Here is a 2,259-nt window from a genome sequence, read left to right on the forward strand (position 1 = left end):
CCCGACGTGATCGAGAGCGTCTCCTTCACCGGCGGCCCCTCGGTGACGATCAAGTCGCACCACAATGTCGGTGGCTTGCCTGAGCGCATGAACATGAAGCTCGTTGAGCCCCTGCGCGAACTGTTCAAGGACGAGGTGCGCGAGCTCGGCCGCGAGCTCGGCCTGCCCGAGATCTTCGTTGGCCGCCATCCGTTCCCGGGCCCGGGCCTCGCCATCCGCTGCCCCGGCGACATCACGAAGGACAAGCTCGACATCCTGCGCAAGGCCGATGCCGTCTACATCGACCAGATCAGGAAGCACGGCCTCTACGACGCGATCTGGCAGGCCTTTGCCGTGCTGCTGCCAGTGAAGACCGTCGGCGTCATGGGCGACGGCCGCACCTACGACTACGTCGTGGGCCTGCGCGCCGTCACTTCCACCGACGGCATGACCGCGGACTTCTATCCCTTCGACATGAAGTTTTTGGGCGAGACCGCCACCCGCATCATCAACGAGGTGAAGGGCGTGAACCGGGTGGTGTACGACGTGACCAGCAAGCCGCCCGGGACGATCGAGTGGGAATAGGGGGCGTGGCTGATGGTGACCAGGCGGAATTGCTATCACCGCTCAGCGACGTGAGACTGCTGCAGTTGCTGTTGGCCGATCTCCACGATGATCTTGCTGGAAAGGTTGCACGGTTTCGGCAGCTAAACGATCTCTCCGCCGCGCTCGGACTCTACGGGACGATGTTGCCGGGAGGCGAGACGGCGCTGGCCGTCTGGACGGAAGCTCGGACGAGCTTTGTACATGGGAACTACGTGGCCACCGTGATGCCCTGCCAAAGTCTTGCCGAACAGGTGCTTGCGGCACATCTTTCGCTCGGATGGCAAGGGCAAGAAGTGCGCAAACGAATTTCGTTCGCTGAGACTCTTGAGCGTTGTATCGAGCAAGATCTGGTTCCTGACGAGAATGCTAAAGAACTTCGCCGGCTGGCGGAATTTCGGAATCCACTTTCTCACTTTCGAGGGGTTGATGACCCCTCCAATCTGAGCCGTCGTGTGTTGGACAGTACGGAGCGAGCCGAGCGTCACTTGTTTAATGACGCGAGCTTTGCAATCGGCGTCGCGATACGCTTGTTGGCGCTTCCAGCTTTTCGGATAGACGGCTAGAACGAGTGTTCGCAAATGGCTCAATCGGTCTTTTGAGCGCGTAGGATGGGTAGAGCGCAGCGAAACCCATCGCGCTCGAAGGATGAGATAGATCGGTATCGCTGTGTTCAACCCATCCTACGCGCTGGTCGGGATATGAGGTCATGAGACGGGCCAAGATCGAGGAACAGAACCGCTTCATGGTGGTCCGGCAGCGTGAGTTCAGGATCGCTGCAGACGTCGTGACCGATGCCTGGATCGCATTCCCGGAGGTTCAGGCGGTCGCCGTGATCGGTTCGGTCGCCAAGGCGCTCCGGAAGGAAGTCCCGCGCTTTTCGGAGTTTCGGCGTGAGGGGATCGAGGTCTGGCACGAATGCCGCGACCTCGACCTGGCGCTGTGGATCGATTCGCAGGATCGCCTCGGCGCGCTGCGTCGCTCCGCGGCAAAGGCACTGCGCGAGGCGTACGAGCGCGGCGCCGGCATCAGCGTCGTGAGCCAGCAGCTCGACGTCTTTTTGATCGAGCCGGGCAGCGACCGTTACCTTGGCCGACTCTGCTCGTTCAAGGAGTGTCCGAAGGACAAGCGGGAATGCGCCGTGCCGGGCTGCGGCGCGACACCGTTCAACAAGGTGATTTTCGAGTTCAAGCCGCGGGCCGATCTGCTGGAGCCGGCGCCGTATGCGACGTTGTACGAGCGGGGCAGAGGGCGGTTGCGCTCGGCGCTCGACCTGCCGGGCACCGATGAGAGCCCACTTTCGGACAAGCGCGGAACACGAGGGAAGGCTAGCTAGCTTCACGGTCGCGTTCCGCCGAGAATAGGCGCTCGTCGGTTCCGCCGTCATTGCGAGGAGCGATAGCGACGAAGCAATCCAGAATCTTTCCGCATAGACAGTCTGGATTGTTTCGCTTCGCTCGCAATGACGCCGGAGAGTGACGACGAGCACAACGAATGTCCCACACCGAAACCAACGCTGATTTATTCAGATCGACCGATGCTCTAGCCCATCTTTCACGGTTCGGGCGTGTTTGCTCGATTTTTTGAGTTGTGAGGGGCAGAAGCCGAGTCGGATCAATGGCCGATTTGCAAGATCGGCGTGTAGTGTAGACCTGCCATCTTTCGGCCTTGCGGCGA

2 protein-coding genes and 1 pseudogene are annotated in these 2,259 nt (G+C 60.9%); all 3 read left to right on the plus strand.

Annotated elements, in window-relative coordinates; translation table 11 throughout:
- Positions 1-564, plus strand: a pseudogene (locus tag KGM94_RS25020) (GMP synthase (glutamine-hydrolyzing)); the annotation flags it as partial.
- Positions 565-569: 5 nt separating this feature from the next.
- Positions 570-1,148, plus strand: a complete 579-nt coding sequence (locus tag KGM94_RS25025; RefSeq protein WP_300265370.1) for a hypothetical protein — start codon at positions 570-572, stop codon at positions 1,146-1,148.
- A 143-nt stretch (positions 1,149-1,291) separates the two neighbouring features.
- Complete coding sequence (locus tag KGM94_RS25030) at positions 1,292-1,918, plus strand: hypothetical protein (RefSeq protein ID WP_300265374.1); 627 nt, start codon at positions 1,292-1,294, stop codon at positions 1,916-1,918.
- Positions 1,919-2,259: the final 341 nt, after the last annotated feature.

Origin of the sequence: Bradyrhizobium sp. (assembly GCF_028868675.1) — a bacterium.
Lineage (GTDB): Bacteria > Pseudomonadota > Alphaproteobacteria > Rhizobiales > Xanthobacteraceae > Bradyrhizobium.